Here is a 22,288-nt window from a genome sequence, read left to right on the forward strand (position 1 = left end):
CCCCATGAGCAGCACCGTCGAGCCCGGCCTGACCGTGGGCCACACCGACAACTCGATCCTCATCCACGCCGACCTCGACCACGTCTGGTCGATGACCAACGACCTGCGGTCCTGGCCGGACCTGTTCACCGAGTACCGCAGCGTCGAGATCCTGGAGTCCACCGACACCTGGTTCCGGTTCCGGCTGACCATGCACCCGGACGAGTCCGGGCGGGTGTGGAGCTGGGTGTCCGAGCGGACCCTCGACCCGGCCACCCACGAGGTGCGCGCGCGCCGCGTGGAGCCCGGCCCGTTCGAGTTCATGGACATCCACTGGAGCTACACGGCCGAGGACGGCGGCACCCGGATGCGCTGGGTGCAGGACTTCCGGATGCGGCCGGAGGCACCGGTCGACACCGAGACGATGACCCGGCGGATCGACGCGAACAGCAAGGTCCAGATGGGGATCATCCGGGACAAGGTCGAGGCGGCCGCGACCCGGGGAGCGGTGGGGTGACCGCGCCGCGGGGTCCCGCGGTCGTCCTGCCCGGGGAGGAGGGCTCCCGCCCGGGCATGGTCGACCCGTGGCTGGCCGACCCGGTGGCCGCGGCCACCGTGTCCGAGGTCGACGCCGTCGTCGGCCGCGACGTCGCCGCCTGGTGGCGGGACCCCGCGACCGCCCCCGACCCCGTCGCGGCGCACCTCGAGGTCGTCGTGACCGGGGTGGCCGGCTTCCGCAGCCTGACCGCCCGCGGGCTGTTCCCGGCGGTCGTCGCCGGGCACGGCGTGGGCGAGTTCGCCGCCCTCGTCGCCGCCGGCGCCCTCGAGCTCGACCAGGTCGTCGAGCTGGTGCACTGGCGCGCCGAGCTGCTGTGCCTGGCACCCCGGCCCTCCTGCGCGGGCCTGGCCGCCGTCCTCGGCCCCGGCGCCGAGCAGGTGGCCCGCGCCGCCGTCGCGGCGGTCGGCGACGACGGCCCGCTGTGCGTCGCCGCCCTCGACGCCCCGCAGCGCACGGTGCTCTCCGGCGGCCGCACCGAGCTCGCCCGCGCGGCCGAGGTCGTCCGCGCGGCGGGCCTGGAACTGGTCCGGCTGCCCGGCCGGGCGCCGTGCCACGGGCCGCTGATGGAGCCGGTCGCCGCGCACCTGGCGACCGCGCTGGCCGACCTGGACTGGTCGGCCCCGCTGGTGCCCGTCGTCCCCAACGCCGACGGCGAGCCGACCCGTGACCCCGGTCGGCTGCGCTCGGCGCTGCGCCGCCACCTCACCGCACCGGTGCTCTGGGAGGCCACCTCCCGGGCGCTGGCCGGTGCCGGCGCGACGTCCGTCGTCGAGATCGGCGCCGTCCCGGTGCTCGGGCCGCTGGTCGCCCAGGTGCACCCGCACCTGCCCGTCCACCTGGCGGCGGGGCCGGGCACCCCCGTCCCCACCGCCGTCCCGGGTCCCGCGCTCGCGGGCTCGGTCCCCACCTGACCCGCTCCCGAGGAGAGACATGACGACGATCCAGCACGCGCCGGCCACCCCGACGCGCTGCGGCCCCACCGTCCACCGCGCCGACACCGCGCCCAACCGCCGCCGCGGCGGGGACATCCGGGTGCTGCTGTCCCCGGCCAGCGTCGGCTCGACCGCCGGCTTCATGGGCACGCTCACCCTCGAGCCCGGCGAGGTCGTGACCGAGCACTGGCACCCGTACTCGGAGGAGTTCCTCTACTGCCAGGAGGGCGACGTCCTGATCACCCTCGACGGCGAGGAGCGCCGCCTGGTCGGCGAGTCCGCCGTCCACATCCCGATCGGCGTGCGGCACCGGATCGTCAACGACACGGGCACGACGGCGACGTTCGTCTTCCTGTGCGGTCCGCTGGCCCCGCGGCCGGAGCTGGGCCACGTGGACACCGAGCTGCCCCCGGGCGTGCGGTGAGCGCCGACCGGCGCCGGGTCGTCGTCACCGGCATCGGGGTGGTCGCCCCCGGGTCGATGGGCCGCGAGGGCTTCTGGGACATGCTCACCGAGGGGCGGACGGCGACCCGTCGGATCACCTTCTTCGACCCGTCCCGGTTCCGCTCCCAGGTGGCCGCCGAGGTGGACTTCGACGGCCGCAAGCTCGGCCTGACCGCCCACGAGGTGTACCGCAACGACCGCTTCGTCCAGATGGCGATGGTCGCCGCCGACGAGGCGGTCGCCGACAGCGGGCTGCGCTTCGGCGCCGACGACGGCCCGGACGGCGACCGCGTCGGCGTGACGCTGGGCAGCGCGGTCGGCGCGACGATGCGCCTGGAGCAGGAGTACGTGCAGGTCAGCGACTCGGGACGGCTGTGGGAGGTCGACCCGCGGTACGCCTCGCGGTTCCTCGCCTCCGCGCTGGTGCCGAGCTGCGGCGCCACCGAGCTCGCCGTCCGGTTCGGCGCGCACGGGCCGGCGACCGTCGTCTCCACCGGCTGCACGTCGGGCATCGACGCGGTCGGCTACGGCGCGCAGCTGGTCGAGGACGGCGACGCCGACGTCGTCATCGCGGGGGCCAGCGACGCCCCGATCTCGCCGATCTCGATGGCCTGCTTCGACACCATCCGGGCGACCACCGACAGCAATGACGACCCCGAGCACGCCTCCAAGCCCTTCGACGCCCGCCGCAACGGGTTCGTCATGGGCGAGGGCGCGGCGGTGCTCGTGCTCGAGGAGTTCGGGCACGCCCGCCGCCGCGGCGCGGAGGTGTACTGCGAGATCACCGGCTACGCCAACCGCTGCAACGCCTTCCACATGACCGGGCTCAAGCCCGACGGCACCGAGATGGCCGAGGCCATCACCCGGGCGCTGGACCAGGGCCGCATCGCCCCGGACGAGGTCGGCTACGTCAACGCGCACGGCTCGGGGACCAAGCAGAACGACCGGCACGAGACGGCGGCGGTCAAGAAGAGCCTCGGCGCCGCCGCCGGCAGCGTGGCGATGAGCTCGATCAAGTCGATGGTCGGGCACTCGCTGGGCGCGATCGGGTCCATCGAGATCGCCGCGACCGCGCTGGCGGTGCAGCGCGGCGTGCTCCCGCCCACGGCCAACTACGAGGTGCCCGACCCCGAGTGCGACCTCGACTACGTGCCGAAGGTGGCGCGGGAGCAGAAGGTCGACGTCGCCATCTCCGTGGGCAGCGGCTTCGGCGGGTTCCAGTCGGCGATCGTGCTGGCCGGCCCCACGCGGAGGGAGTCGTGACCGGGCTGCTCGTCACCGGGATCGGCGTCGTCGCCCCCACCGGCGTCGGCGTCGAGGAGCACTGGGCTTCGCTGGTCCGCGGGGAGCCGGCGATCCGGCCGCTGGAGGGCTTCGACGCCGCCCGCTACGGGGTCCCGCTGGCCGGGCAGGTGCGCGACTTCGTGCCCGCCGACCACGTCTCGCCGCAGCTGATGGTGCAGACCGACCGGTGGACGTGGATGTCGCTGGCGGCGGCCACCCTCGCGGCGCAGGACGCGGACTACACCGCCCCCGAGGACGACGTCTACGCCACGTCGGTGTTCCTGGCCTCGGGCTCGGGCGGCAACGAGTTCAGCCAGCACGAGATCCAGGGGCTGTGGGCCAAGGGCCCCCGGTCGGTGGGCGCCTACCAGTCGATCGCCTGGTTCTACGCGGCCTCCACCGGCCAGGTCTCCATCCGCGACGGCTTCAAGGGCCCCTCGGGCGTCGTCGTCACCGAGGGCGCGGGCGGGCTGGACAGCATCGGCTGGGCGCGGCGGGTGGTCCGCCGCGGCACCCCGGCGGTGCTGGTCGGTGGCACCGAGGCCGGGCTGTGCCCGTACGCGGTGCTGTGCCAGGCCACCGGCGGCCGGCTGTCGGGCGCCGGGCGCCCGGAGGACGCCTACAAGCCCTTCGACCGGCGGGCCAACGGGCACGTCGTCGGCGAGGGCGGGGCGATCCTGCTGCTGGAGGAGCCCGGCGCGGCCGCGGCCCGCGGCGCCCCGAAGGTGTGGGGCGAGGTCGCCGGCTACGGCGCCACCCACGACGCCCACCACCACGAGGACCCGGCGCCCGACGCGACGCAGTACGCCCGGGCGATCCGGCTGTCGCTGGCCGACGCCGGCGTCTCCCCGGACGAGGTCGACCTGGTGGTGGCCGACGGCGCCGGCGTCCCGGAGCTGGACCGGCTGGAGCTGGAGGCGATCGGCGCGGTGTTCGGCGGGCGGGCGGCCCCGGTGCCGGTGACCGCGCCGTCGTCGTGGACCGGCCGGCTCATGGCCGGCGGGTCGGCGCTGAACGTGGCGACGGCGCTGCTGGCGATGCGGGACGGGATCGTGCCCGGCACCGCCTTCCTCGACGACCCGGTCGAGACGCCGCCGGGGGTCGACCTGGTCCGCGCCGGCCGCGTGCAGGACCTGGCCACCGTGGTGGTCCTCGCCCGCGGCGCCGGCGGCTTCAACAGCAGCCTGGTGCTGCGCCGGCACCGCGCGGAGGAGGCCGCGTGACCGCCGCGGGGGAGCGGGCCGGCATCCGCACGATGCTGCGGATGCGGACGCGCGAGGGCTGCGAGGCCGCCTTCGAGGCGGCCTGGCGGCGGGCGGCCGCCGAGATCGCCCGGGTGCCGGGCAACCTGCGCCAGGAGCTGGTGCGCGACGCCGACGACCCGCGCACGTTCGTCATCACCAGCGACTGGACCGACCGCGCCAGCGTCGACGCGTTCGGCCGCAGCAGCGCCCGGGAGACGCTCACCGAGGCGCTGCGCGACCTGCGCGAGGACGCCGCCCGCAACACCTACGAGGTGCTGGCCGTCGTCCCCGGCGCGGGGCGGCCGGTGGAGGCCCCGGCATGACGGCACCGGGGACCGGGGGGAGGGCGGCCGCCCCCGGGGTGCGGACGGTCCTGCGGGTGCGCGCCCGGGAGGGCTGCGAGGACGCCTTCGCGGCGGCCTGGCAGCGGGCGGCGGCCGCGGTGGCCCGGGTGCCGGGCAACCTGCGCCAGGAGCTGGTGCGCGACGCCGACGACCCCCGCTGGTTCGGGTTCGTCAGCGACTGGACCGACCGGGCGGCGGCGGACGCCTTCGAGGGCAGCGCCGCGCGGGAGGACCTCACCGCGGCGCTGCGCGACCTGCGCGAGGACACCGCCCGCGAGACGTCCACGGTGCTGGCCGTGCGGCCGGCCGAGCCGCGCCGGCCGGTGCGCATCGACTTCTCCACCAGCGTCGCGCCCGGCGAGCAGGTGGCCTTCGAGCGCGCCTACACCACGGTCACCCAGCGGATCGGCGACTCGCGCGGCTACGTGCGCGAGGAGCTGCTGCGCGACGCGAGCGGGCTGCGCTACCACATCTTCGCCGAGTGGGAGTCCGAGGACGACTTCGTGCAGTGGGTCGAGGACCCCTCGCACATGGCGGCCGGCGCGCCGCTGGCCCGCTGGCACTCGGTGGAGTTCCGGCGCGAGGTGCTCGAGATCCGCCAGCGGACCGATCCGGACGCGGACTTCCCGCCGCTGCCCCCGCCCGGTGGGGACGTCGAGGTGGCGCGGGTGCGCGTCGACTCCGCCGTGGCCGTCGAGCCCTGGGAGCAGGAGGCCTTCGAGCTGGCCTACCTCGCCGCCGCGCAGCTGGCCCGCAGCGCCCCCGGCCACGCCCGCGAGGAGCTGCTGCGCGAGTCCGACGGCCGGCGCTACCACGTCGTCGCCGAGTGGGAGTCCGAGCAGCACTTCACCGACTGGGCGGCGGAGCCGGGCAACTGGGCCGCCGGGCCGCTGGGCCGCTGGCTGGCCCGCGGCGAGGACCGCCGGGTGTTCGCGCTGCGCGTGCGCCCGGAGCCACCGTCGGCGACCCCCGTCCCCGCCCCCGTCCCCGCCGCCGTCCCCGCCGCGGTCCCCGTGGCGCCGGAGCCGGACCTGGAGGCGGTGGCCGGGCCGCCGGTCACCACGGTGCCCAGCGCCAGCGTGCAGGAGTTCGTCGAGAAGCCCGACGACGAGCACGCGGCCGCCGCGGCGGCGCTGCCGGTGCCGGCCGACCTCGGGGACGCCTCGCGCACCCCCGGACGCGCGGTCGAGGTGCTCGTCGTCGGCGCCGGGCCGGCCGGTCTCACCCACGCCATCGAGCTTGCCCGCCGCGGCGTCGCCGTCCGGGTCGTGGACAAGCGCCCCGAGGCCTCCACCCAGGCGGACAAGGCGATCGGCATCCACTGCCGGACGATGGAGATCTGGGAGGACCAGGGCATCGTCACCGAGGCGATGGACGCCGGGATCTGGCTGCACGGCCAGACCGTGTTCGTCAACGGCGTGCAGACCCACCAGGTCGACTGGGCCGGCCTCGACGAGCTGCCCTACGCCCACCTCGGGCTGCCGCAGTACGAGACCGAGCGGCTCCTCGGCGCGCGGCTGACCTCCCTCGGGGTGGTCGTCGAGCGCGGCGTCGAGCTGGTGGCCTTCTCCCAGGACGACGAGGGCGTCACCGCGCGGCTGCGGCACGCCTCGGGCGAGGAGGAGACCACCCGGGCGCAGTACCTGGTCGGCTGCGACGGGGCGCACAGCGCCGTCCGCTCGGGGCTGGGGCTGGCCTTCGAGGGCGGGCTGTCGATGTTCCCGCAGCTGTTCATGCTCGGGGACGTCGACGTCGACTGGGACCTGCCCGCCGGGCACCTGGTGCGGTTCGTGCGCATCGAGAACGAGGACGACTTCACCGGCATGCTCGTCTGCGTCCCGCTCAAGGGCCGCAACCGCTACCGGATCGCCACCCTGGCCCCGCAGCGGTGGCAGGACGCGGTCGGCTCCGGCGTCGTCCCGCCCGGCTTCTGGCAGGAGTACGAGCCGCCGACGCTGGCAGACATGCAGGCCGCCATCGACGACCTGGGCCCGCCCGGGACGACGGCGAGCAACCTGCGCTGGTCGTCGATCTTCCGGATCAAGCACGGCATCGTCGACCGCTACCGCGAGGGGCGGGTCTTCGTCGCCGGCGACGCCGCGCACCTGCACCCGCCGGCCGGCGGGCAGGGCATGAACACCGGCATCCAGGACGCCTGGAACCTCGGCTGGAAGCTGGCCCTCGCCGTCCGCGGGCTGGCCGCGCCGGGGCTGCTCGACAGCTACGAGGGCGAGCGCCGTCCCGCCGGGAAGATGATCGTCGACAGGGCCGTGGCCATCGCGTTCACCGACGAGATGGACATGGAGGACGAGAAGGCGCAGTTCCTGCTCGAGATGCAGATGACCATGAACTACGCCGGCAGCCCGCTGGTGGGCGAGGCGGCCCCGGGCGGCTTCCCCGCCGGGCCCGAGCCCGGGCACCGCGCGCCGGACGTGCACGGGCTGCGGCGCTTCGGCGTCGCCCACCCGCTGCGGCTGTTCGACCTCACCCGCGGCACCCGCTCCACGCTGCTGCTGTCGGTCGACGCCGGCGCGTCGGAGGAGCAGGTGTCGGACCTGGAGAAGCTGGCCGTCGGCGTGCGGCAGCAGACCCGGGGCGAGGTGGGCGCCTACCTCGTGGCCGCTCCCGACGCCCGGGTGCCGTTCCTCGTCGACCTGCCCGTCGTCCGCGACGCCGAGGGTTCCTTCGCCGCCGCCTACGGCACCGCGGGCGCGGGGACGGCGGCCTACCTGGTCCGTCCCGACGGCCACGTCGGCTTCCGCTGCCGCCCGCTGGACGAGGCCGCCCTGCTCGACCACCTCGCCGGCGTCTTCGCCCCCTGACCGCCACCCCCAGGAGCCGACATGACCCAGACCGCGCAGCCCCGACCGGCCGCACCCCCGGACACCGCGCCCCCGGACGACGTCGTCCCGGGCCAGGAGATCTACACCCCGGAGTTCCGCGCCGACCCCTACCCGGTCTACGCCCGGCTGCGCGCCGAGCGCCCGGTGGTCAAGGTGCGCACCCCCCGCTTCGACTCGTTCCTGGTCACCCGGTACGCCGACGCCCGCCAGGCGCTGTCGGACCCGCGGCTGTCCAAGGACCTGTACCGGGCCGGCGACACCTACCTCGCGGTGTTCGGCGAGAAGGCCCGGCAGATCAACACCAACATGCTCAACTCCGACCCACCCGAGCACACCCGGCTGCGCCGCCTGGTGACCCAGGCGTTCACCCCGAAGCGGATCGAGGCGATGCGCCCGCGGGTCGAGCAGATCGTCGCCGGGCTGCTCGACCGGATCGCGCCGCGCGGGTCCACCGAGTTCGTCGACGAGTTCGCCCTGCGGCTGCCGCTGGCGGTCATCGGCGACCTGCTCGGCATCCCCGAGGCCGACCACGAGGAGATCCTCGCCGGCACGCAGGTGATCCGGACCGTGGGCACCGGCGGGCGGAGTCCGCAGGAGGACCGGGCGGCGATCGGCGCGGCCCAGGAGCGGCTGCACGCCTACTTCACCGGCCTGGTGGCGGCCAAACGCGCCCGGCCCGGCGACGACCTGGTCAGCGGTCTGATCGCCGCCCGCGACGGCGACGGCCGGCTGTCCGAGGCGGAGCTGGTCTCCACCTGCTTCCTGCTGCTGTTCGCGGGCTACCAGACGACGTCGGACTTCCTCGGCAACGCCGTCGTCGCGCTGCTGACCCACCCCGAGGAGCTGGCCGCGCTGCTCGCCGACCTCGACCGGGTGCCCGACGCCGTGGAGGAGCTCCTGCGCTTCGACGGGTCGGTGCCGGTGTCGAGCTTCCGGTTCGCCACCGAGGACCTCGAGATCGGCGGCGTGACCATCCCGCAGGGCTCGATCGTGACCGTCGTCCTCAGCTCGGCCGACCACGACCCGGCGCTCACGGAGGACCCCGACCGCCTCGACCTGGGGCGCGGTCCCACCCAGCACCTGGCCTTCGGCCACGGCATCCACTACTGCCTGGGCACCGCGCTGGCCCGGCTGGAGGCGACGACGGCGTTGCGGCAGGTGCTGCTGCGGCTGCCCGACCTGCGCCTCGACGTCCCCGTGGAGGAGCTGCAGTGGCTGCCTGCCGCCTCGGCCTTCCGCGGTCTGCTCGCACTGCCGCTGCGCTTCACCCCCACACCCACCCCAGGAGGCACCCGATGACCCAGACCACGCCGCCGGCGACGCCCTCGGCAGACCCCGCCGCCGACGCCACCTCGACGCCCACGGAACCGCCGTGGGCGAACGACACGGTCGAGTTCGCGACCACGGCCACGGCCCCCGCGAGCTGGTCCTCCGGCTCCTGGCGGCCGTTCCGCAACGTCATCGTCTGCCGGATGGTCCCCGGCAGCGAGGACAAGGTGGGGCCGGTGTTCGCCTACTACGACCGGACGACCCGGCCGCAGGACCTCGGCGTCGTCGGGCGGATCCTGCTCTCGTACGAGGGCCTGTACCTGCACGTCATCGAGCGCAAGGAGGACCCGGAGGTCTCCGGCCAGCGCCGCGGTCTGCCGGCGTTCCAGCAGATCGCCGAGGTCATCGCGCCCTACGTGACGCCCTACCCCAGCTACTGGCAGAACCCGTCGCACTCGGTGGCCAAGCACTTCTACACCTGGCTGCCCGAGGGCGAGGTCTCCCCCGACCGGGAGATGACCGTGATCGTCCAGCGGATGCGGCCGGGCACCGAGGAGGACATCGCCCGCGTGTTCGCCGCGTCCGACGCGGGTGGGCTGCCGACGGAGACCGGCGTCACCGGTCGCTGGCTCTACTCGATGGAGGACGTCTTCGTGCACCTCCTGGAGCAGGACCGGGTCAAGGCCGCGGCCGTGCGGGAGAACCACGAGTCGATGCGGCCCGCCTTCGCCAAGGTCATGCAGGACCTCGCCCCCTACGTCAGCCCGTACCGCCCGGAGACGTGGCAGAGCCCGCGCGACTCGGTGGCCCGGGTGTTCCACCGCTGGACGGCACCGGACTGGGCGCCCGGGGACCCGGTGCCCACGCCGCGGGAGGGGACGGCGTGAGCCTGCGCGGGATCGCCACGCTCACCTACTGGGCCGAGGACGTGGCCGCGGCCGTCGCCTGGTACACGGAGCTGCTGGGCTCGGGGCCCCGCTTCACCCGGCCCGGCCCCAGCGGGCGGCCCAGCTACGCGACGTTCACCGTCGACGGGGGGACGTCGCTGGCGATCGCCGACCTCGCCTTCGCGCCGCCGGGCATGACGCCGGGCACCGGCGGCGCGGTCGGGTACTGGCGGGTCGACGACCTCGAGGCCGTCCTCGACCGGCTCACCGCGATGGGCGCCAAGGAGTACATCCCGCTCACGCCGCACGGACCGATCGTCAGCGTGGCCGTCGTCGACCCGTTCGGCAACGTGCTCGGCATCAGCTCCGACCGGCACCCCGCCGCCGACTTCCCGTCCGGGGGTGCGCGGCGGCCCGGCTGACACCCGGCGCGAGCAGCACGGTCCGGGACCCCGGGTCCCCTCCCAGGAGCGGAGGGGGACCCGGGGTCCCGGTCCGTGCGGCGTCTCAGCCGGCGCGCAGCGCCGGGTAGTCGGTGTAGCCCTCGGCGCCGGACGCGTAGAACAGGTGCGGCCGGATCTCGTTCTCCGGGTGCTCGCCGGCCCAGCGCTCGACCAGGTCGGGGTTGGCGATGACCGCCCGGCCCACGGCGACGACGTCGGCGTGGGCGGCCTCGATGAGCGCGAGCGCCTCCTCGCGGGTGGTGACCGAACCGAAGCCGCTGTTGGCCATCAGGTGCCCGCCGAACCGGCTGCGCAGCTGCTGGACCAGGTCGCCGGCCGGCTCGCGGTGCAGCACGGAGAGGTAGGCCAGGCCCAGCGGGCGCAGCTGGTCGACCAGCGTGCCGTAGGTCGCGCGCACGTCCTCGCGGTCGGTCTCGAGGGCGTCCTGGATGTCGTGCTCCGGCGAGATGCGCAGCCCCACGCGGCCCGCGCCGATCGCCTCGGACACCGCGGTGACGACCTCCACCACCAGGCGGGCGCGGTTCTCGGGGGAGCCGCCGTACTCGTCGTCGCGGACGTTGGACGCCGGGGACAGGAACTCGTGCAGCAGGTAGCCGTTGGCGCCGTGGATCTCGACGCCGTCGAGGCCGGCCTCGACGGCGCGCTCGGCGGCGCGGACGAAGTCGCGGACGACCTGGCGCACCTCGTCGGTGGTCAGCGCGTGCGGCACCGGGTAGGGCTGCTTGCCCTTCTCGGTGTGCCCCTCGCCCTGGATGGCGATGGCGCTGGGGGCGACGACGCGGCGGCCGCCGTTGACGTCGGGGTGGGTCACGCGGCCGCCGTGCATCACCTGCACGACGATCCGGCCGCCGCGGGCGTGCACGGCGTCGGCGACGCGGCGCCAGCCGGCCACCTGCTCGTCGGTGACGATGCCGGGCTGGCCGACGAACGCCTGGCCCTCGTGGGTCGGGTAGGTGCCCTCGGTGACGATGAGGCCGATCGAGGCGCGCTGCGCGTAGTGCTCGACGACGAGGTCGCCGGGGACACCCTCCTTGCCGGAGCGCATGCGGGTCAGCGGCGCCATGGCCACGCGGTTGGCGAGCTCGAGGTCGCCGAGCTTCACGGGAGAGAACAGGTCCACGGGTGTTCCGACACCCCGCGGGACCGGGCCATTCCGGGATGCGGGCGGCGTCACAGGCGGCGCTGTGCCCTCGGCCGGTGACCCGGCACGATGACGCCGTGTCCCTCCTGTCCGACGCCGTCGCGGGCTGGTCCCCGGGCCCGCTGACCGACGCCGCGCCGGTCCTGCCCGGACCCGCGGCCGCGTTCGCCGCCGTCCTCGACCGGGCCGCGCCGCCCCTCGCCGACGGCGACCCGCTGCCGCCGGGCTGGCACTGGTTCACCTTCCTCGACCGGCCGGCCACCGCCGACCTCGGCGACGACGGCCACCCCCGCGACGGGCACTTCCTCCCGCCGCTGCCGCAGCGGCGCCGGATGATCGCCGGCGGGCGGATGGAGGTCGCCGCGCCGCTGCGGGTGGGCGCCGTCGTCGAGCGGACGTCGTCCCTGGCCCGGTGCGAGGTCAAGGCCGGCCGGAGCGGGGAGGTGCTGCTGGTCACCGTGCGCAGCGAGTACCGGGCGGACGGCGCGTTGCTGGTCACCGAGGAGCAGGACGTCGTCTACCGCTCCCAGGAGGCCGGCGCGTCCCCCGCCCCGGCGGGCGCCGGGTCGCCCGCCGTCGACGGCGACCACGTGGTCGAGGTGCTGCCCGACCCGCCGCTGCTGTTCCGGTTCAGCGCGCTGACCTACAACGCGCACCGCATCCACTACGACCAGCCCTACGCCACCGGCGTCGAGGGCCACCCCGGCCTCGTGGTGCACGGGCCGCTGCTCGCCCTGCTGCTGCTCGAGGTGCCGCGCCGGCACACCCCGGACCGGTCCGTCACGTCGTTCGGCCACCGGCTCACCCGGCCGGCGTACGCGGGCACGCCGGTGCGGGCGACCGGCCGGCTCGACGGCGACCGGTTCGCGCTCACCGCGGCGGCGGTGGGGCAGCCGGCGTCGGTCACCGGGACCGCGGTGCTCGCGGAGGCCCGCCGGTGACCGCGCTGAGCCCGGAGGAGCGGGACGTCGTCGCCACCGTGCGCGCCTTCGTCGACCGCGAGGTCCGGCCGGTGGCGCGCGAGCTGGAGCACGCGGACGAGTACCCGGAGGCCCTGATCGGGCGGATGAAGGAGCTCGGCGTCTTCGGCCTGGCGATCCCGGAGCCGTGGGGCGGGGCGCCGGTGTCGATGCCCTGCTACGCGCTGGTCACCGCGGAGCTCGCGCGCGGGTGGATGTCGCTGGCCGGGGCGATGGGCGGGCACACCGTCGTCGCCGGGCTGCTGCGGGCGTTCGGGACGCGGGAGCAGCAGGACCGCTGGCTGCCGCGGATGGCCACCGGCGAGGTGCGCGCGACGATGGCGCTCACCGAGCCCGGCGGCGGGTCGGACCTGCAGGCGATGCGCACCGTCGCGCGGCGGGACGGCGAGGGCTGGGTCGTCGACGGCGCGAAGACGTGGATCACCAACGCGCGCCGGTCGCAGCTGGTGGCGCTGCTGTGCAAGACCGACCCGCAGGCGCAGCCGCGGCACCGCGGGGTGTCGGTGCTGCTGGTCGAGCACGGGCCCGGCCTGACCGTGTCGCGGGACCTGCCCAAGCTCGGCTACAAGGGCGTGGAGAGCTGCGAGCTCGTCTTCGACGGGTACCGGGCACCGGCCGACGCCGTCCTCGGCGGGGTGGAGGGCCGCGGGTTCGCGCAGATGATGACCGGGCTGGAGACCGGCCGGATCCAGGTGGCGGCGCGGGCGCTCGGCGTCGGGCAGGCGGCCTTCGACGACGCGCTGCGCTACGCCCAGGAGCGGGAGAGCTTCGGGCGCCCGATCTGGCGGCACCAGGCGGTGGGCAACCTGCTCGCCGACATGGCCACCTCGCTCACCGCCGCCCGCCAGCTGGTCCTGTACGCGGCCGAGCGCCACGAGTCGGGGCAGCGGTCGGACATGGAGGCCGGCATGGCCAAGCTGTTCGCGTCCGAGACGGCGATGAAGGTGGCGCTGGACGCCATCCGGGTGCACGGCGGGCACGGCTACTCCACCGAGTTCGACGTCGAGCGCTACTTCCGCGACGCCCCGCTCATGATCGTCGGCGAGGGCACCAACGAGATCCAGCGCGACGTCATCGCCCGCCAGCTCGTGGCCCGCGGCGGCCTGGACTGACGGCGCTCCCGCGGGACGCGAGCCGCGCCCGCTCAGCGCGCGAGCAGGCGGCGGGTCTGGCGGGCCCGGGCGACCAGGGAGCCGTCGACGGCGCGCAGCTCGGCGTCGTCGACCGCGACGTCGGCGTCGGCCCAGGTGGTGACCTGGTCGATCCGCACCCACGCGCCGGTCCCCGGCGGCGGGCCGGCCAGGTGCGCGGTGAGCTCGACGGTCGGCATCACCGCCGGCGTGGTGCGGACGGCGAACAGCGACGGCGGCAGCGCGTCGAGCAGCACGCCGAGCTGGACCAGCGGCTCGAGGTCGCCGTCGATGCGCACCCACGCGGACAGCCGCGGCTCGGGCCCGCCGGCCAGCGGTCGGGAGGTGCCGAGCGCGCGGATCTCGGTGTGGTCGGCGATCGGCACGAACTCCCGCGGCAGCCGGAACGGGACGCCCTCGCGCACGGTCGGCCCGGGCGCCGGCGGGGCGCTCTCGGAGACCGGGGAGGCCGGGCGGGCCAGCGTGAGCACCTGGGCGACGGCGAGCACCCGGCCCCGCTGGCTCATCGTGGCCCGCACGCTGCCGGTGGTGCCGGTGCGGTCGGGGACGGCGTCGACCGCCGTCTCCACCCCCGGCTCCACCCCGGCGAGCAGGTGGGCGGTGACCGCCCGCGGCGCGGCGCCGGTGCGGTCCGCGGCGGCGGCCATCAGGTGCCCGGCCACCAGGCCGCCCTGCACGTGGGTGAACGACCGCCAGGACGGGTCGAAGACGAGCGGCGCCTCGAGAGCGACGACGGTCACGGGTCCCTCCTCCCGTCCCGGTTGGACTGTCCAACCGAGACGGGAGAACCGTACACCTGTGAGTACGGATGTCAAACCGTGGTGTCCGCGTCCTCCAGCGCGAAGGAGCCGGTGGCCACCTCGCCGGTGCACCGGTGGGCGGTCATCACCGCGCCGGTCGAGGTGGTCGTCGAGGAGACCAGCTCCCAGGTGCGCGGCGCGGCGCCGCCCTCGAACAGCCGCTTGCCCGTGCCGAGGACCACCGGGAAGACGATGGTGCGCAGCTCGTCGACCAGGTCCTCCGCCAGCAGCGTCTGCACGAGCCCGATCGAGCCGTGCACCTGGAGCTCACCGCCGTCGGCGGCCTTGAGCTCCCGGACGGCGGCCGGCACGTCGGTGCCGAGCAGCCGGGCGGTGGACCACTCCAGCGAGGTCAGCGTCCGGGACGCGACGTGCTTGGTCTTCGTCTGCAGCGCCTGGGCCACCGGGTCACCGGTCGCGTCCACGTGCGGCCAGTGCGCGGCGAAGATCTCGTACGTCGTCCGGCCCAGGAGGAAGTCCTCGGCCGGACGGAACCAGGCGTCCATCTGCTCCCCCATCGCCTCGTCGGCGAAGGGCACCAGCCAGCCGCCGTAGGGGAAGCCGCCGGACGGGTCCTCCTGCGGCCCGCCGGGGGCCTGGGCGACGCCGTCGAGGGTCAGGAACGTGGTGACGGTGAGCGGGCGCATCGGTCTCTCCTCCGGGGTGGTGCGGTCGGAGGTGCAGACGGCGGGCGGCGCCGGGACTCATCGGTCCGGGTGAGTCCCGTCGGGCCCGCTCCAGTTGTGCACGACCGGCGCCGATGGGAGGTCGTCACCCCCACCGGACGAGGAGCACCCGATGACCCGTCAGCGCACCGACGCCGAGCAGCAGATCGCCGACCTGCTGCGGACGGCTCGCACGTCGCTGCACATGAGCGTGGCGTTCCTCAGCCGCCTGGACGGCACCACCCAGCACCTGGAGGTGGTCGACACCCGGGTGCCGGTGCTCGTGCGGGAGAAGGCGCAGATCGCCCAGGACACCTCGTTCTGCCAGGCGATCCTCGACGGGGAGCTGCCCGCCGTCATCGACGACGTGACGCGCTACCCGCTGGCGATGTCGCTGCCCGCGGCGCGCATCCCCCGCATCCGCAGTTACGTCTCGACGCCGGTCACGCTCTCCGACGGCAGCCTCTACGGCACCTTCTGCGCCTTCGGCTTCACCTCGGACAAGGAGCTCACCCGCCGCGACGAGGCGCTGATGCAGGTGCTCGCGTCGGCGGCGTCGGTGATCATCGAGCCCGAGGTCCGCGAGCGGCAGCGCCGCGACGACATCGACGGCCGGCTCGACCCGCTGGTCGCCGCGGGCGGCCCGGACGTCGTCCTGCAGCCGATCGTCGACCTGGTCACCGGCGCCCGCGTCGGCGCCGAGGCGCTCAGCCGCTTCCCCCGCGAGTGGGGCAAGGGGCCCGACGTCGTCTTCGAGGAGGCCCACAGCGTCGGCCGCGGCTCCGAGGTGGAGCTGCTCGCCCTCCGCGGCGCGGCCGCCCACCTGGACCGGGTCGGCGGCTACGTGGCGATGAACGTGTCCCCGCAGACCCTGCTCACCCCGGGGTTCGCCACGCTGCTCGGCGACCTGCCCCACGACCGCGTCCTGCTCGAGCTCTCCGAGCACGACCCGGTCGAGGACTACGACGCGCTCACCACCGCGCTGGTGCCCTTCCGCGCGGCCGGCATGCGGCTGGCCATCGACGACGTCGGCGCCGGCTTCTCCTCGCTCCGGCACATCGTGGTGACCGACCCCGACGTCATCAAGATGGACCGCAGCATCGTCAGCGGCCTGGACACCGACCCGGTGCTGTCCAAGCTGGTCGAGTCGCTGGTGACCTTCGGGCACGGCTGCGGCGTGACGGTGGTCGCCGAGGGCATCGAGACGGCGGAGGAGGCCGTCCGGCTGCGCGACCTGGGCGTCGACCTCGGCCAGGGCTGGTACTACGGCCGCCCCGGCCCGCCGGAGGCGCTGTCCCCGGTGGGCCCCGCCGTCCCCGCGCCCCGGGCCGCGGAGCACCAGCCCGCCTGACCCTCAGGCGCCGGGCGGCCGGCGCAGCGGGTGCGGCCGTCGAGCACGCCACCACCAAGGGCGCGGGCACCCCCGACGGGGGATGCGCGCGCGAGCAACCGGTCCCCCGAGCCGATGAAGAGGGGACAGAACCCTCCCGAGGAGATCGACCGTGCACGCATCCCGACAGCCGTCCCCGTCCGGCGGCACCCCGCGGACGGCGACGGTCTCCGTCACCCCCACCGCCCTCGACGGCCTGGCCCGCGCGGCCGTGCAGGCGACGGCGGCCCTCGTGCTCGTCTGCGACGGCGACGGGCGGGTCCTGCTGGCCAACCCCGCCTTCGAGCGCTTCACCGGCCGCAGCGCCGCCGAGCTGGTCGGCGTCCCGTTCTGGGAGGTGGTGACCCTCCCGGAGGAGGTCGAGCTGGCCCGCGCCGCGGTGGCGATGGTCCTGTCCGGCCGGCCGGCGATCCCCGGCGAGGTCGACTGGCGCACCGGCGACGGCCGGCAGCGCCGCGTCGAGCTGCAGACCAGCGTGCTGACCCGCGCCGACGGCACCCCCTACGCCGTCGCCTTCATCGGCATCGACGTCACCGCGCACCGCGAGCGGGAGGCGCAGGTGCGGCAGCAGGCGGTCACCGACCCGCTGACCGGCCTGGCCAACCGCAGCGCGCTGTTCGCCGTCCTCGCCGCCCGCCTGCACGTCGAGACCGGCGACGGGTGCAGCCTGGTCTTCTGCGACCTCGACGGCTTCAAGGCGGTCAACGACCGCTTCGGGCACGCGGCCGGTGACCGGCTGCTGGTCGCCGTCGCCGGGCGGCTGCGCGCGCTCGCCGGCCCGGACGACGTCGTCGCGCGCCTCGGCGGCGACGAGTTCGTCGTCGTCTCCCGGGGCATCGACCCCGGCGCGGCCGCCGCCCGGGCCCACCGGATCGAGGCGGCGGTGCGGGAGCCGTTCGACGTCGCCGACGGCGAGGTCCGGGTGGGCGTGAGCACCGGGACGGCGACCGGCGGCCCCGGCGACGACCCCGACACCGTCATGAACCGCGCCGACATGGCCATGTACGGCGTGAAGAGCGTCCGCCGCGGCCGGCGCTGACCTCCCGGCCGGGAACACCCCGTCCCGCGGCGGCGCTGTCGCCGGCATGCCCAGGACCTGGTTCATCACCGGCGCGTCCCGCGGCTTCGGCCGCGAGTGGGCGATCGCCGCCCTCGAGCGCGGCGACTCCGTCGCGGCCACCGCGCGGGACACCGCCGCCCTCGACGACCTCGTCGAGCGCTTCGGCGACGCCGTCCTGCCGCTGCGGCTCGACGTCACCGACCGCGAGGCCGGCGTCGCCGCCGTCCGGCAGGCCGCCGAGCGGTTCGGCCGCCTCGACGTCGTCGTGAACAACGCCGGCTACGGCCAGTTCGGGATGATCGAGGAGGTCTCCGAGGCCGAGGCCCGCGCCCAGTTCGAGACCAACCTGTTCGGCGCGCTGTGGATCACCCAGGCCGCGCTGCCGGTCATGCGGGCACAGGGCTCCGGGCACGTCCTGCAGGTCTCCTCGATCGGCGGCATCAGCGCCTTCCCGAACATCGGCGTCTACAACGCCTCCAAGTGGGCGCTCGAGGCGTTCAGCCAGTCGCTGGCCGCCGAGGTCGCCGACTTCGGGATCAGGGTGACGATCATCGAGCCGGGCGCCTACGGCACCGACTGGGGCGGCTCGTCGGCGAGGCACGCCGAGCCCCTCCCCGCCTACGACGCCTTCCGCGAGAAGGCCGCCGAGCAGCGGAGGGCCCGCGCCGGGAACCCGGGTGACCCCGTCGCCACCCGCGACGCCGTCCTGCAGCTCGTCGACGCCGACGAGCCGCCGCTGCGGGTGTTCCTCGGCGACGGCCCGCTCGCCATCGCCACCCGCGACTACGAGTCCCGGCTCGCCGAGTGGCGGCGCTGGGAGCCGCTGTCGGTCGCCGCGCACGGCCGGCGCGACTGACCTCCCCGGCCGGGGACGGACCGTCCGTCCCCGGCCGGCCCTAGGGTCCGCGGCGTGCCGACCGCGACCGCCGACGACGTCCTCGCGTACCGCGTCACCACCCAGCAGCTCGACCGCGACGCCGGGACGGCCGCCGACACCGCCGTCCTCGACCTCGGCGTCCAGGACACCGGGCCCGACGGCGGCCTGTGGGCGCTGGCGATCCGCGGCGTCGTGCCGGACGACGCGGAGCTGGCCACCGCGTGGACGCTGCGCGGCGCCCCGCACCTGTACCGCCGCGCCGACCTGCCCGCCGTCGCCGCGGCCACCGCGCCGTTCTCCGAGGCCGACGCCGCCAAGCGCGTCCACGACGCCGCGAGGCCGCTCAAGGCGGCCGGCATCCCCGTGCTCACCGCCCTGGACACCATCGCCGGGCGGATGCGCGAGATCGTGACCGCGCCGACGGTCAAGGGCGAGGTGTCGCGGGCGGTGTCCGACGCCCTGGCCCGCGACGGCGACCCCGGCCCCTACAACCGGTACTGCCGCCCCTGCGACGCGGTACACCTCTACGAGCAGCCGTTCCGCCTGGCCGCGCTGCGGGCCGGCCTGGAGCTGCAGCCGGGCACCTCCCCGCCGGTGCTGCAGCCGGTGCCCGGCCTCGCGCCGCAGGACACCGTCCCCGACCGGCTCGACGTCGTCCGCGCGTACCTGCACCTGCTCGGGCCGGCGACGCCACAGCACGTGGCCGGCTACCTCGACGCGCCGGTCGAGGACGTGAAGGCGCACTGGCCGGACGACGTCGTCGAGGTGGAGGTGGACGGGCAGCGCCGCTGGCTGCCGGCCGACGACGCCGGCCGGCTGGGTGCGCCGGCGCCCCGGGGCGTGCGCCTGCTCGGCCCCTTCGACCTGTTCCTGCAGGCCCGCGACCGCGGGACGCTGGTCCCCGACGCCGGCCACCGGAAGGCGATGTGGCCGGTGCTCGGCCGGCCCGGCGCGGTGCTCGCGGACGGCGGGATCGCCGGCGTCTGGCGGCCACGGACGGCCGGGAGGACGCTGACCGTCGCCGTCGAGCCGTGGACCCGCCTCTCCCCCGCCGCCCGGGCCGGGATCGAGGAGCAGGCGGAGCGGCTGGCCGCCTTCCGCGGCGTCCCGCTGAAGGCGGTGGAGACCGCCTGAGTCAGGCGGCGAGCAGGTCGTCGGCGGCGTCGCCGGCGGCGACCAGCCCCGCGTAGCGGCCACCGCGGGCCACGAGCTCCGCGTGCGTGCCGGACTCCACCACCCGGCCGGCCTCGAGGACGACGATCCGGTCGGCGCGCCGCACCGTGGACAGCCGGTGCGCGATCGTGATCGTCGTCCGGCCACGGCGCGCCTCGTCCAGCGCCGCCTGCACCGCCCGCTCGGTGGCGGTGTCCAGGGCGCTGGTGGCCTCGTCGAGCACCAGGACCCGCGGGTCGCGCAGCAGCGTGCGGGCGATGGCCAGCCGCTGCTTCTCCCCGCCGGAGAACCGGTGCCCGCGGGCGCCGACGACGGTGTCGTAGCCGTCGGGCAGCGCGGCGATCACGTCGTGCACCTGGGCGCGGCGGGCGGCGGCCTTGATCTCGGCGTCGGTCGCGGTGGGCCGGGCGTGCCGCAGGTTCTCCCGCACCGTGGCGTGCAGCAGGTACGTCTCCTGCGAGACGACGCCGACCACCTGCGCGAGCGTGGCCAGCCGCAGGTCGCGCAGGTCGACGCCGTCGATCGTCACGCGGCCGGCGGTCGGGTCGGCCAGCCGGGCGACCAGCGAGGCCATCGTCGACTTCCCCGAGCCGGTCTCGCCCACCAGCGCCAGCGTCGTGCCCGCGGGGACGGCGACGTCGACGCCGGCCAGCGCCGGGCGGGCGCCGTCGGGGTAGGTGAAGTCCACGCCCTCCCAGCGGACCTCGCCGCGCACCGCCGCCGGGTCCAGCTCGACCGGGGACGCCGGGTCGTCGATCTCCACCGGCAGGTCCAGGTACTCGAACACCCGGCTGAACAGCGCCATCGAGCTGGTGACCGAGACGCCGACGTCGAGCAGGCCCATGAGCGGGCGGAACAGCGTCCCCTGCAGCGCGGTGAAGGCGACCAGCGTGCCGATGGTCATGCCGCCCGAGGTCGCCGGCAGCCCGGCGAACAGGTAGACCAGCGCGGGGATCCCGGCGAACACGACGCTCATCGAGGCCATCCGCCAGCGGCCGGCCAGCTGCGAGCGCACCTCGAGGCCGACCAGGTCCGCCGACGTCGCGGCGAACCGGCGCGAGGCGGCGGGGCCGGCGCCGAGGGTCTTGCCCAGCAGCACGCCGCTCACGGACAGCCCCTCCTCGACCTGGCCGTGGAGGTCGGCGAGGTGCCGCTGCCGCTGGGCGGTGACCGCGCGGCGCATCCGCGCCACCTTGCGGGTCAGCGCGATCGCCGGCGGCAGCACGACCAGGGAGAGCAGGGACAGCCGCCAGGACAGCGCCACCATGGCGGCCACCGTGCCGACGACGGTGGTGGCGTTGGCCGCCAGCGACGTCGCCGTCGAGGTGACCACCGACTGCATGCCGCCGATGTCGTTCGTCAGCCGCGACTGCACCTCTCCCCCGCGGGTGCGGGTGAAGAAGCCCAGCGACTGGCGCTGCAGGTGGCTGAAGACGGCGGTGCGCAGGCCGTGCATGACCCGCTGCCCGACGGTCGTGGACAGCCACGTCTGCACGACGCCGAGGACGGCGGTCACCCCGGTGACGGCCACCATGCCGGCGACCGCCCGGACCAGCAGCCGCACGTCCTGCCGGGGCAGGGCCTCGTCGATGACCAGCCGGACGAGGAACGGCGTCGCCAGCGCGACGACCGAGGAGGCGACGATGAGCGCCACCACGGTCCCGACCTGCCAGCGGTACGGGCGGAACAGCGCCGCGACCCGGCGCAGCGAGACCGGCGCGCGCTCCAGCTGCGCCCGGTCCGCGGGATCGACGGTCCGCCCGGACCCGCCCCTCCCGCGTCCACTCCCCGTCTCCTCGATGGTGACCACCTCCGTGGTTGCTGAGGCTACCTCACGTTCCGGTAACCATACTGTCATCGGTAGCATTCCCCCGTGGACGACGAGGGCGCCGAGCTCGGCGAGCTGGTGATGCGCGCCGCCCGCACCCAGCGCCGGCGCTGGCGGGACGTCCTGGCCCCGTGGGCGCTGTCCCCTCACCAGGCGCGGGCCCTGCGCGTGGTGGTCCTCCAGGAGGGCGTGCGGCTGTCCGACCTGGCCGAGGCGCTGCACATCGCGCCCCGCTCGGCGACCGAGGTGGCCGACGCCCTGCAGGAGCGGGGCCTGGTGGAGCGCACGCCGGACCCGACCGACCGCCGCGCCGTGCTGCTGCGGGCGACCGCCGGCGGGCGCCGGGTGCAGGGCGAGGTGGACGCCGCCCGCCGCGCGGACACCCGTGAGCTGTTCGCCCGGCTGTCCGCCGCCGAGCGCGCGGAGCTGGCCCGCCTGCTGCGCGCCGTCGCGGAGTGAACCGTCCACCGCTCGACGGACCCCGCGGGGCGTCCGGCGGTGCCACGATCGGGCGCATGGGCGAGCCGGTGCGGGCCGAGGAACTGCGGGTCTCCGACGTCGAGCGGAGGGCGGTGCAGGACCGGCTGCACCGGGCGGTCGGCGCCGGCCAGCTCGACCTGCACGAGTTCGACGAGCGGGTGGCGGCGGTCTGGGCCGCCCGCACCCGCGGCGAGCTGGAGCGGACCACCCGCGACCTGCCCGAGCCGCCGCCCCCGCCGCCCCCGGCGCCGCGGCACCGGGTGTTCTCCGACACCGGCGGAGGGACGGCGATGCGGGTGCTCACCACCGTGTGGGCCGCCGCCGTGGCGGTGAACGTCGTCGTCTGGCTGCTGGTCTCCCTCGGCAACGGCGACCCCGCCTACCCCTGGTTCATCTGGTTCGCCCCGTCCGGCGCGGTCCTCGCCGTCCTCTACGCCACCGGGATCGGCCGGCCCAGGGGATAGGGCTCGTCCGGCCCCGCCCGGAGGCTCGCC

Annotated in this window: 22 protein-coding genes; 18 read left to right on the top strand and 4 right to left on the bottom strand. The window is 75.8% G+C overall.

Going from position 1 to position 22,288, the window contains the following annotated elements; translation table 11 throughout:
• Nucleotides 1-4: 4 nt before the first annotated feature.
• The 10 genes from ACI79Z_RS06140 to ACI79Z_RS06185 are packed head-to-tail and all read left to right on the top strand — an operon-like array spanning nucleotide 5 to nucleotide 10,207.
• Nucleotides 5-496: an SRPBCC family protein gene (locus ACI79Z_RS06140; protein ID WP_387991144.1), complete on the top strand. Its 492-nt coding sequence runs from the start codon at nucleotides 5-7 to the stop codon at nucleotides 494-496.
• Nucleotides 493-1,449 carry an ACP S-malonyltransferase gene (locus tag ACI79Z_RS06145; RefSeq protein ID WP_456902053.1) on the top strand — a complete coding sequence of 319 codons (957 nt, stop codon included), beginning with the start codon at nucleotides 493-495 and terminating at the stop codon, nucleotides 1,447-1,449. The genes ACI79Z_RS06140 and ACI79Z_RS06145 overlap by 4 nt, the downstream gene beginning before the upstream one ends.
• 19 nt (nucleotides 1,450-1,468) lie before the next feature.
• Nucleotides 1,469-1,894, top strand: a complete 426-nt coding sequence (locus ACI79Z_RS06150; RefSeq protein WP_456902054.1) for a cupin domain-containing protein — start codon at nucleotides 1,469-1,471, stop codon at nucleotides 1,892-1,894.
• Nucleotides 1,891-3,177: a beta-ketoacyl-[acyl-carrier-protein] synthase family protein gene (locus ACI79Z_RS06155; RefSeq protein WP_456902055.1), complete on the top strand. Its 1,287-nt coding sequence runs from the start codon at nucleotides 1,891-1,893 to the stop codon at nucleotides 3,175-3,177. Before ACI79Z_RS06150 ends, ACI79Z_RS06155 begins: the two co-directional genes overlap by 4 nt.
• Complete coding sequence (locus tag ACI79Z_RS06160; RefSeq protein WP_387991156.1) at nucleotides 3,174-4,421, top strand: beta-ketoacyl synthase N-terminal-like domain-containing protein; 1,248 nt, start codon at nucleotides 3,174-3,176, stop codon at nucleotides 4,419-4,421. Before ACI79Z_RS06155 ends, ACI79Z_RS06160 begins: the two co-directional genes overlap by 4 nt.
• Entirely contained in the window at nucleotides 4,418-4,765 is a 348-nt protein-coding gene (locus tag ACI79Z_RS06165) for a putative quinol monooxygenase (RefSeq protein ID WP_387991159.1), read from the top strand. The genes ACI79Z_RS06160 and ACI79Z_RS06165 overlap by 4 nt, the downstream gene beginning before the upstream one ends.
• A complete protein-coding gene (locus ACI79Z_RS06170; protein ID WP_456902056.1) occupies nucleotides 4,762-7,608 on the top strand; it encodes an FAD-dependent monooxygenase in 2,847 nt (948 codons plus the stop codon). The genes ACI79Z_RS06165 and ACI79Z_RS06170 overlap by 4 nt, the downstream gene beginning before the upstream one ends.
• Before the next feature lie 21 nt (nucleotides 7,609-7,629).
• A complete protein-coding gene (locus tag ACI79Z_RS06175) occupies nucleotides 7,630-8,928 on the top strand; it encodes a cytochrome P450 family protein (protein ID WP_387991163.1) in 1,299 nt (432 codons plus the stop codon).
• Nucleotides 8,925-9,785: a TcmI family type II polyketide cyclase gene (locus tag ACI79Z_RS06180; protein ID WP_387991166.1), complete on the top strand. Its 861-nt coding sequence runs from the start codon at nucleotides 8,925-8,927 to the stop codon at nucleotides 9,783-9,785. The genes ACI79Z_RS06175 and ACI79Z_RS06180 overlap by 4 nt, the downstream gene beginning before the upstream one ends.
• Nucleotides 9,782-10,207: a VOC family protein gene (locus ACI79Z_RS06185; protein ID WP_387991168.1), complete on the top strand. Its 426-nt coding sequence runs from the start codon at nucleotides 9,782-9,784 to the stop codon at nucleotides 10,205-10,207. Before ACI79Z_RS06180 ends, ACI79Z_RS06185 begins: the two co-directional genes overlap by 4 nt.
• Nucleotides 10,208-10,292: 85 nt before the next feature.
• Here ACI79Z_RS06185 and ACI79Z_RS06190 read toward each other — a convergent pair whose 3' ends face one another.
• Nucleotides 10,293-11,369, bottom strand: coding sequence for an alkene reductase (locus ACI79Z_RS06190; protein WP_456902057.1), 1,077 nt, complete (start codon nucleotides 11,367-11,369; stop codon nucleotides 10,293-10,295).
• Nucleotides 11,370-11,467: 98 nt separating this feature from the next.
• Between ACI79Z_RS06190 and ACI79Z_RS06195 the strand changes: the two genes are divergently transcribed.
• On the top strand, nucleotides 11,468-12,331 hold the full coding sequence (locus tag ACI79Z_RS06195) for a hypothetical protein (protein ID WP_456902058.1): 864 nt from the start codon (nucleotides 11,468-11,470) through the stop codon (nucleotides 12,329-12,331).
• Nucleotides 12,328-13,482, top strand: a complete 1,155-nt coding sequence (locus ACI79Z_RS06200) for an acyl-CoA dehydrogenase family protein (protein WP_387991176.1) — start codon at nucleotides 12,328-12,330, stop codon at nucleotides 13,480-13,482. Before ACI79Z_RS06195 ends, ACI79Z_RS06200 begins: the two co-directional genes overlap by 4 nt.
• Nucleotides 13,483-13,514: 32 nt before the next feature.
• Here ACI79Z_RS06200 and ACI79Z_RS06205 read toward each other — a convergent pair whose 3' ends face one another.
• Together ACI79Z_RS06205 and ACI79Z_RS06210 are read right to left on the bottom strand one after the other, a co-directional pair.
• A complete protein-coding gene (locus tag ACI79Z_RS06205; protein ID WP_387991179.1) occupies nucleotides 13,515-14,261 on the bottom strand; it encodes a thioesterase family protein in 747 nt (248 codons plus the stop codon).
• A 71-nt stretch (nucleotides 14,262-14,332) separates the two neighbouring features.
• On the bottom strand, nucleotides 14,333-14,968 hold the full coding sequence (locus ACI79Z_RS06210; RefSeq protein ID WP_456902059.1) for a dihydrofolate reductase family protein: 636 nt from the start codon (nucleotides 14,966-14,968) through the stop codon (nucleotides 14,333-14,335).
• A gap of 151 nt (nucleotides 14,969-15,119) precedes the next feature.
• Between ACI79Z_RS06210 and ACI79Z_RS06215 the strand changes: the two genes are divergently transcribed.
• The 4 genes from ACI79Z_RS06215 to ACI79Z_RS06230 all read left to right on the top strand — a co-directional run bounded on the left by ACI79Z_RS06215 (nucleotide 15,120) and on the right by ACI79Z_RS06230 (nucleotide 19,447).
• Nucleotides 15,120-16,337 (top strand): EAL domain-containing protein, encoded by a 1,218-nt coding sequence (locus ACI79Z_RS06215; RefSeq protein ID WP_456902060.1) that lies wholly within the window; start codon nucleotides 15,120-15,122, stop codon nucleotides 16,335-16,337.
• A 151-nt stretch (nucleotides 16,338-16,488) separates the two neighbouring features.
• Complete coding sequence (locus ACI79Z_RS06220) at nucleotides 16,489-17,415, top strand: diguanylate cyclase domain-containing protein (protein ID WP_456902061.1); 927 nt, start codon at nucleotides 16,489-16,491, stop codon at nucleotides 17,413-17,415.
• Between the two features lie 46 nt (nucleotides 17,416-17,461).
• Complete coding sequence (locus ACI79Z_RS06225) at nucleotides 17,462-18,292, top strand: SDR family oxidoreductase (RefSeq protein ID WP_456902062.1); 831 nt, start codon at nucleotides 17,462-17,464, stop codon at nucleotides 18,290-18,292.
• A gap of 54 nt (nucleotides 18,293-18,346) precedes the next feature.
• Nucleotides 18,347-19,447, top strand: a complete 1,101-nt coding sequence (locus tag ACI79Z_RS06230; RefSeq protein ID WP_456902063.1) for a winged helix DNA-binding domain-containing protein — start codon at nucleotides 18,347-18,349, stop codon at nucleotides 19,445-19,447.
• A gap of 1 nt (nucleotide 19,448) precedes the next feature.
• On the opposite strand, the gene ACI79Z_RS06235 is transcribed toward ACI79Z_RS06230, so the two are convergent.
• Nucleotides 19,449-21,296, bottom strand: coding sequence for an ABC transporter ATP-binding protein (locus ACI79Z_RS06235; protein ID WP_456902064.1), 1,848 nt, complete (start codon nucleotides 21,294-21,296; stop codon nucleotides 19,449-19,451).
• Nucleotides 21,297-21,359: 63 nt separating this feature from the next.
• Here ACI79Z_RS06235 and ACI79Z_RS06240 point away from each other — a divergent pair, with 63 nt between their 5' ends.
• Together ACI79Z_RS06240 and ACI79Z_RS06245 are read left to right on the top strand one after the other, a co-directional pair.
• Nucleotides 21,360-21,773 (top strand): MarR family winged helix-turn-helix transcriptional regulator, encoded by a 414-nt coding sequence (locus ACI79Z_RS06240; RefSeq protein WP_456902065.1) that lies wholly within the window; start codon nucleotides 21,360-21,362, stop codon nucleotides 21,771-21,773.
• 56 nt (nucleotides 21,774-21,829) lie between these two features.
• Nucleotides 21,830-22,258, top strand: coding sequence for a DUF1707 SHOCT-like domain-containing protein (locus ACI79Z_RS06245; RefSeq protein WP_456902066.1), 429 nt, complete (start codon nucleotides 21,830-21,832; stop codon nucleotides 22,256-22,258).
• Nucleotides 22,259-22,288: the final 30 nt, after the last annotated feature.

Source organism: Geodermatophilus sp. SYSU D00663 (genome assembly GCF_054050655.1).